Source organism: Mesorhizobium silamurunense, assembly GCF_014843825.1.
In the GTDB taxonomy this organism is placed as follows: Bacteria; Pseudomonadota; Alphaproteobacteria; order Rhizobiales; family Rhizobiaceae; genus Mesorhizobium; species Mesorhizobium silamurunense.
The window spans coordinates 1-1,489 of the sequence record NZ_JHQR01000253.1 but is presented as its reverse complement, the minus strand read 5'-3'; the positions used below and the strand labels follow the sequence as shown (position 1 = coordinate 1,489).

The following is a 1,489-nucleotide window of genomic DNA, read 5'->3' as shown; positions in this document are numbered from 1 at the left end:
CTCCACAACCAGCACTTCTGACCGTTGATGCGCACCGCGACTTCATCCAGGTGCCAGACATCATCTTTCGTCGGCGACTTGCGGCGTATGCGGCGCGCATAATCAGGGCCGTGCTTTCGGCACCATCGGCGGATGGTCTCGTAGGAAACGACGATCCCGCGATCGAGCAGCATTTCCTCGACATCGCGCAAGCTCAGATTGAAGCGGAAGTAGAGCCAGACAGCACGGGCCACGATTTCGATCGGATAGCGGTGGTTCTTGTAGGTCGGTGCACTCACGGTCATGGGCGCGCTGCTACCTCAATTTCCTTACCCCTCAATCAATGTGACAGCACCCGGTGGAGGCCTGGTTGAGCGGCCACTTGAAGATCGCGTCCAGTCGATGGTGCGGGCCAGCCGCACCAGCTCGTGGTTCATATTGAGGATCTGATCAAGGCGGGCGCGGAACAGATCCTGTTCTCCTGTCTCGCGCCGCTCGCGTGGTCTGACCCATCGACTGGCTCCGATTCACTGCGATGAAAGCAATGAATCACCTTCGCCAGGCGGCGAAATCGCAAACTGGAATTGCAAGAAAACTATCCACAAACTGGCCGCTACCTGCAATTCCGAAATCCGCAAATCGGGCGATTCCTATGGAAAGTCCGCAGCTTCCGAATTCTTCACGGTCGACCACTTATTTTGATATCCTGCGCAGTTTTGTATATTTCGCGGTATTTACGCATACATACAGTGCTGGATGCACAATGAAATGATGTAGTTTTTGAATTGCTCAACGTCGTCAGTCAACAATAGCCTGCGCGGGGTCGTGGTAGGCGCCACGCCGAGGATGAAGTCGCCATCGTTAGCGCGGCACCAGTCGATGACCAGTGAAGGGTTCCTGCCGCTTAGGATTGGCGCCTCATGATGGCGCCGACGTGCTTACCGTATATCTGTGATGTCCCAATAATGCCTGGGGCCTTACTGCCGGTAGAGAAGAATGTGGCTTTGTCCTCTTGAGCCCAACACGGCTGTGCAGCTCTGCCCTCTGATGTAGATAGTTATCATTTGCTGGGATTGGCTCGGGAGTAGGCCGCGGTAGTGCATTTGGCGCAACATGTCTATCGGCGCCTGAAAGCCGTCTTCCCAATTCGGGGGGACGTACTCTCCGAAATCGAAGGGAGCTGGCTGGTGATATGTCGAGCCGAAGATCGATGCCCCGAGGCCTTGATCCCACGTTGGCGGGCTTGGCTGATTTACACTTTCTGCCGGCGAATAGGGTGAAGGCATCCCCTGCCAAAAGTTCGCTGTATTGAAACTGTCGGCGGGCAACTGGCCGGCCTGATCCACTCCTGCCCAAAACTCCGCCGAGTTGAAGCTTTGCGGCGACGGAGCGGGTTGATCCGCCGCATCCATCGCGGCCCAAACCTCGTCTTGATCGACAGTGCTCAACGGTGAGGGTGCGGCTTGATCCACTGGCGGCCAAGAGCTGCCTTCCCCAGCGCCCGAACTCT

At 56.7% G+C, this 1,489-nt stretch carries 1 protein-coding gene and 1 pseudogene; both read right to left on the bottom strand.

Going from position 1 to position 1,489, the window contains the following annotated elements; genetic code table 11:
* On the bottom strand, positions 1 to 284 hold a 284-nt coding region (locus tag DH10_RS26615), incomplete at its 3' end, for a transposase (protein ID WP_192385542.1).
* A gap of 672 nt (positions 285 to 956) precedes the next feature.
* Positions 957 to 1,489: pseudogene (locus DH10_RS36385) on the bottom strand (hypothetical protein); the annotation flags it as partial.